This window comes from Sphingobium limneticum, assembly GCF_008710155.1.
GTDB classification, from domain to species: domain Bacteria; phylum Pseudomonadota; class Alphaproteobacteria; order Sphingomonadales; family Sphingomonadaceae; genus Sphingobium; species Sphingobium limneticum.
In genome coordinates, this window is sequence record NZ_VYPZ01000063.1 from 1 (window position 1) to 4,749 (window position 4,749).

The following is a 4,749-nucleotide window of genomic DNA, read 5'->3' on the forward strand; positions in this document are numbered from 1 at the left end:
GCGCGATTTCATATTCACGGGCGACGGTGGAGTTCTTGCGCGTCTCGGCCTGCTCGGCGGCGTTCCAGAGCGCGGCCCGGTTGTTGGCCCACGCCGGGGCGTCGGCGGGCACAACAAGCGCGTTATGCTCGACGCCTTGCTTGCGGGTGTAATCGTGGACGAGGCCGGTTCGCTCGTCCGTGATTTCGACGCCCGCACGATAAGCCGCTGCCGCCGTCGCACTGCGACCGGCGGAACGGCTGATCGTCTTAACCGCAAGATGGAAGCTCGCCATCGCCGCGCCCTTACTAGCCATGCGGGAGCATGGCGCGGGCGATAGCCCGCTGGGGTTCAGGGGTATCCCCTGACGCACGCAAACGCAAGTTTGCATAAGTGCGCCCTTCCTCTCTTTCGTTCGGTCGGGTCCGGTGCTATCAATATCGCGCAGCGAAAGGATTGACCATGGCCGCTCCCACGCCAGAGGCTATCGAAACCGCACGTCGCAAGGTCCAGCAGGCCAAGGCCCGGTTGCAGGCACTGGAAGCCCGCGCCGCCACCATGAACCGCAAGGCCGATGCGCGCCGCAAGATCATCCTCGGCGGCCTGCTCCTCGATGCCGCCATGAAAGACCCCGCATGGGAATCCCGCCTCAATGACCTGATGAACCGCATCAGCCGCGATCAGGACCGCAAGGCGTTCGAGGGCTGGACCTTCAAGGGAGGCCCTGCCGATGCCTGATCCCTTCGACCCTGCCGAGTTCGACGCGCCCCCTCCCTCCGATCCCGGCGCGGACTATCGCATCCTGCTCGACGCCATGCGGAAGGCCGGGGCCGAAGGGGTCGCCCAGCAGGTCGCCGCCCTGTCCCGCCAGATCGAGCATGACGCCCGCCAGCGCGCCGAAGCGGGGCAGCAGACGCAGAACGCGCTCAACGAACTCCTGCGGGCCGCTACGCAGCTTCAGCGCGTCAGCGCAGCCATCGGGTGGGAGCATCTGAAGGGATGGCTCTACGCGGCCATGATCGGGCTGGGCCTGATCTTCGCCGCGGCCCTCGCCTACCAGTGGGCGAAGGAACCCAAGATTGAACAGCGGCTATACGGCTGCACCGCACGATGGGACGCCAAAACTCAACGCTGCAAGGGCGATTGGGTGCCCTTGCAGGCGCAATAGGCCAGTTCATTATCGGGTGTACGTAAATTCTTGCTCTTAACATTTAATGGGTGTACGAGATTGCTATGGAAGTCGAGTTCGATCCGGCCAAGGACGAGGCTAATCTCGCCAAGCACGGCGTATCATTGCAGGCTGCGGCGGACTTCGATTTTACAACATCGCTCGACCGTGAAGACACACGGTTCGACTATGGCGAAGTTCGCTTCGTATCCATCGGCTTCATCGGCGACCGCCTCTATTTTTTGGCCTATGCCGATGGTTCAACGGACGATGCAATACGCGCCATCAGCCTCCGCAGAGCGGAGAAACACGAGGTGAGGTTCTACTATGCGTCCCAAGTTTGATCCCGAAATTCACAGCGAAGATGCTCCGCTATCCGAGGAGTTCATGCAGGGTATGCGTCCGGCGCGTGAGGTCCATGGTGTTGACTGGGTTGACGCCAAGATGGGCCGCAAGCGCGGGCGGCCCAAGCTGGATGCTCCCAAGGTCGAGGTGAAAATCCGCTTGGATGCAAAGACGGTGGAGCATCTGCGCGACAGCGGCCCCGGATGGCAAACCCGTGTAAACGCCCTGCTCGGCCAGCTTGTGGCGACGGGACAAATCTGATCGTGGGCCACGTGGAAGCCCGCGAAAGCTTCAAGGCCGAAGCCCTCGCCTCATGGGCCGAATATCAGGAAACCGGGCTGCATCTGACCGGCGAGGAAGTGGCCCGCTGGCTCGATAGCTGGGGCACGGCAGGCGAGGGCGAATGTCCGCCTTGCCATCTGCGCGGAACCGAAAACCCCTGATTTTACCCTCTGGTGCCCGTCAGGGCACCGCCAAGCCCTTGGATGGCGAAACCTACCCCCCAACGCCTCCCTGCGCTCTATGGGCCGGAATCGGCTCCTGCACACCCCCTGATAGCCAATTGCGACCTTGCAGCGTGTGCGACGTGGAAGGGATGCGGATTCCTGTCCGTCATGCGCCTAACGCGTGCCGCGACTAGCGGCACTCATCATCACCGCCGTAGGCGGCCTGATTAGCGAGTTACCCACCCCCCGCCGCCGCCAGCTTTTGGATAGCGCTATGGCGGGGCATGGATAACTCGCAGCCCCCTTTCAGGGGGTAATCATAAGATCATAGAAGGGATTAAATAAAAACCATTTATAATCATCAACTTAGCGGGGGGGGGTAGCTCACCAGCTATGAGCTACCCCTAGCTCACCAGCTATGAGCTAGGTTCGAACAAAATTCGAAAATTTATGATTGAAATTGCAACACGTTTTCGGCACGTCGGTTTTGAATTTCATTCAATGACGTTCTGATTTTGATCATAGATGAGCTAGGGGTAGCTCACGCTGGATCAAATTTATCAGTCTGTGGGACTGGGGAGTGCCAATGTCGCAAGAGTCAAAGCAACTGGGTTTGACCACCGCACCGGGCGGGACATGGGTGCAGACTGATCGCGCCGCTCATGAGAGATGGGCGCAACTGGCCATCGCCAACCCCCGTGCGTCATCGGTGCTTCATGTGCTGGTGGCTCAAATGGGACGGCATAATGCCATTGTGACCAGCCAAACGACATTGGCAAAGGCAGCCCATTGCTCACTCCCCACCCTTAAGCGGGCTTTGTCCATACTTCGCGAACAAGGGTGGATCGAAGTCCGCCAGATCGGCCCAACCGGGACAGCCTGCGCTTATATCATCAATGATCGGGTCGCATGGAGCGGCAAGCGTGATGGCATTCGCTACAGCTTGTTCTCAGCGGCTGTGCTGATTGCAGATGATGAACAGCCGGATCGTGATGAACTGGGCGCACAACCGGCGCTCCATCGCCTGCCGAACCTGTTCCCGGGAGAGCGTCAGTTGCCAAGCGGTCCGGGCCTTCCGCCCCCGTCTGAACCATCACTTCCGGGGATGGAACCTGACTTGCCCGCGCAGTATATGGAAACCCCGGAAACACCACCATTTGAACGATTGGAAACGGGTGAAGATTCGTGACCTATCTAAGTCTAGGAGAAGCCGCAAAGGCTGCTGGTGTTGCCAAGGGAACTATTAGCAAAGCCCTGAAATCAGGTAAGCTAAGCTATGCTGACAAAACCCCTGCGGGATACCAAATAGACCCCGCCGAACTGTTCCGCGCGTTTCCACGGAAACAGCCAGAAACCGTTGAATATGAACGATTGGAAACTCCAAAGGAAACGGTGGAAACGGCTGTGCTACGGGCACAGCTTGAAGCCGCCGAACGGAGGGCCGCAACTGCCGAGGCCGACCGGGACGCTTGGCGGGAACAAGCGCAACGTGCGACACTCGCTTTGACCGATCAACGTGCCGCCCCTCAACCCGTCCCCCAGCGTGGATTCTGGTCCCGTCTGTTCAGCCGCCAGGGCAACAGCCCTAGCGGCGATGAGGCATGAGGGCGGCGGGTTTCACCTGAACCCGCGCATGGCTGACCGCCCCAGTCGCGACCACGCCGCCGCTGCGATCTGGCTGCACGAAAAACCCTGACGCATTGGAAGTCCGCACGAAAACCCCGATTTCAGGGTTTTCCGTCACCCTCACAGGCTCATGCCGCGATCCCGTTGCAGGACCAGCTCGCGCTCGTGGAGCAACTGCCCCACCGCCCGCGCCATTTGGGGTTCGCGCTGGATCTGCTCGATGTAGAGATCCTTGGTGTGCTGGTTCGCCCCGTTATAGGCATCCACCGCCTTGCGGAGCGCCTCCGGGGTCGCCTTCCAGTCGCTGTTATGGTCGCCATAGCCGTGGGCGCCCGCCTCGCGCTTCCCGGCTATGGTCCTGAACTTCTCCGCCACCTTTTCCCGTTCCTGCGCCTGCTGGCGCTCCTGTGCCTGCTCACGGGCGCGCTCGGCGGCAAGCTGCTCCTGACGCTGCGCCTCGGCGGCATCGCGCCGATCGCGATCGACCGCGCCGCTCAAGGTCGCCGCGAACGCATGGAGTCTGCCCGATATGCGCTGCCCCGCATCGCGTAGCCACTCGGTCCCCCGCTCGATATACTGGCGCAGGCCCCGCCGCTCGATGACGCCGGCGTTGTGCTGGCCCACCATCGTCACCGGCTCATAGGCCCGCCCCTCCCGCATCGCCTGATGCTCGGCGCGGCGCTCCATCGCCGTCGCGCTCGGCCCCATATGCACGGTCGCCTCCTGCTCGATCCCCTGCCGCTGGTGGCTGCGATGGTCCACCCGCTCCACGCTACCGGCGCGCTCAAGGGCAACATTCTGCATCTCGGCCCACCGGCCACGCCAGCGCTCGACCTCCCCGCTCGTCTTCTGGTCCAGTTCGCGGGTCTTCTCGCCCAGCCCTTCCGGGCCGATCCGCCGCGTCGTCGTCAGCAGATGGGCATGATGGTTGCGCTGGTCGCCCTCGCGACCTGGTGCGTGGATCGCCACGTCCACCGCCACCCCATGCCGCTCGCTGATCTCCCGCGCGAGGCCCAGCGCAAGCTCGCGCCGCGCCTCGGCCGACAACTCGGCCGGAAGCGCGATTTCATATTCACGGGCGACGGTGGAGTTCTTGCGCGTCTCGGCCTGCTCGGCGGCGTTCCAGAGCGCGGCCCGGTTGTTGGCCCACGCCGGGGCGTCGGCGGGCACAACAAGCGCGTTATG

The 4,749-nt window shown here is 62.4% G+C and carries 9 protein-coding genes; 7 read left to right on the forward strand and 2 right to left on the reverse strand.

Annotated elements, in window-relative coordinates:
* Nucleotides 1-274, reverse strand: a 274-nt coding sequence (locus F4U94_RS23720) for a MobA/MobL family protein (RefSeq protein ID WP_170271998.1), incomplete at its 3' end; no start/stop codon positions are given.
* A gap of 167 nt (nucleotides 275-441) precedes the next feature.
* On the opposite strand from F4U94_RS23720, the gene F4U94_RS23725 reads away from it, so the two are divergent.
* The 7 genes from F4U94_RS23725 (at nucleotide 442) to F4U94_RS23755 (ending at nucleotide 3,543) form a co-directional block, all read left to right on the forward strand.
* A complete protein-coding gene (locus F4U94_RS23725; RefSeq protein WP_010337271.1) occupies nucleotides 442-717 on the forward strand; it encodes a hypothetical protein in 276 nt (91 codons plus the stop codon).
* Nucleotides 710-1,147 carry a hypothetical protein gene (locus F4U94_RS23730; RefSeq protein ID WP_066769916.1) on the forward strand — a complete coding sequence of 146 codons (438 nt, stop codon included), beginning with the start codon at nucleotides 710-712 and terminating at the stop codon, nucleotides 1,145-1,147. The genes F4U94_RS23725 and F4U94_RS23730 overlap by 8 nt, the downstream gene beginning before the upstream one ends.
* Before the next feature lie 65 nt (nucleotides 1,148-1,212).
* Nucleotides 1,213-1,491, forward strand: a complete 279-nt coding sequence (locus F4U94_RS23735; RefSeq protein WP_010337273.1) for a BrnT family toxin — start codon at nucleotides 1,213-1,215, stop codon at nucleotides 1,489-1,491.
* Entirely contained in the window at nucleotides 1,475-1,753 is a 279-nt protein-coding gene (locus tag F4U94_RS23740) for a BrnA antitoxin family protein (RefSeq protein WP_029547671.1), read from the forward strand. Before F4U94_RS23735 ends, F4U94_RS23740 begins: the two co-directional genes overlap by 17 nt.
* A gap of 2 nt (nucleotides 1,754-1,755) precedes the next feature.
* Nucleotides 1,756-1,935 carry a transcriptional regulator gene (locus F4U94_RS23745; protein ID WP_082733613.1) on the forward strand — a complete coding sequence of 60 codons (180 nt, stop codon included), beginning with the start codon at nucleotides 1,756-1,758 and terminating at the stop codon, nucleotides 1,933-1,935.
* 589 nt (nucleotides 1,936-2,524) lie between these two features.
* On the forward strand, nucleotides 2,525-3,127 hold the full coding sequence (locus F4U94_RS23750; RefSeq protein ID WP_164546221.1) for a helix-turn-helix domain-containing protein: 603 nt from the start codon (nucleotides 2,525-2,527) through the stop codon (nucleotides 3,125-3,127).
* The gene (locus tag F4U94_RS23755; protein ID WP_010337277.1) at nucleotides 3,124-3,543 is read left to right on the forward strand and encodes a hypothetical protein; all 420 of its coding nucleotides are present in this window, start codon (nucleotides 3,124-3,126) and stop codon (nucleotides 3,541-3,543) included. The genes F4U94_RS23750 and F4U94_RS23755 overlap by 4 nt, the downstream gene beginning before the upstream one ends.
* Before the next feature lie 141 nt (nucleotides 3,544-3,684).
* Here the strand turns inward: F4U94_RS23755 and F4U94_RS23760 are convergent.
* Nucleotides 3,685-4,749, reverse strand: a 1,065-nt coding sequence (locus F4U94_RS23760; protein WP_150412342.1) for a MobA/MobL family protein, incomplete at its 5' end; no start/stop codon positions are given.

Coding starts and splice junctions, on each gene's coding strand:
- F4U94_RS23725 (WP_010337271.1), top strand. CDS start 442: ATGGCCGCTCCCACGCCAGAGGCTATCGAAACCGCACGTCGCAAGGTC.
- F4U94_RS23730 (WP_066769916.1), top strand. CDS start 710: ATGCCTGATCCCTTCGACCCTGCCGAGTTCGACGCGCCCCCTCCCTCC.
- F4U94_RS23735 (WP_010337273.1), top strand. CDS start 1,213: ATGGAAGTCGAGTTCGATCCGGCCAAGGACGAGGCTAATCTCGCCAAG.
- F4U94_RS23740 (WP_029547671.1), top strand. CDS start 1,475: ATGCGTCCCAAGTTTGATCCCGAAATTCACAGCGAAGATGCTCCGCTA.
- F4U94_RS23750 (WP_164546221.1), top strand. CDS start 2,525: ATGTCGCAAGAGTCAAAGCAACTGGGTTTGACCACCGCACCGGGCGGG.